Source organism: Phytoactinopolyspora endophytica, from assembly GCF_004138495.1.
GTDB classification, from domain to species: domain Bacteria; phylum Actinomycetota; class Actinomycetes; order Jiangellales; family Jiangellaceae; genus Phytoactinopolyspora; species Phytoactinopolyspora endophytica.
The window spans coordinates 249800-250039 of record NZ_ML142854.1; positions in this window are offsets into that span (position 1 = coordinate 249800).

Here is a 240-nt window from a genome sequence, read left to right on the forward strand (position 1 = left end):
CGGAGTAAGCTACGTTGGCTTACTTTCACAGAATCTTTGAGCCTTCAGTGAAAGTAGGCTGGCACGGGGCTACGTCTTTTGTTCAGTGCCGGCTCGCCAAGCTCCGAGGCAGCGGGACGATGAGGCCGACGGGTCGTTGCGCAGTCCGCGCGCCGAGTGGGAACTGGCCGATTGAACTTGATGGAATGAAAGGTGAGCGGGATGGAGAACGTGCCTGCGACGTCGTTCAGGGACATCCGC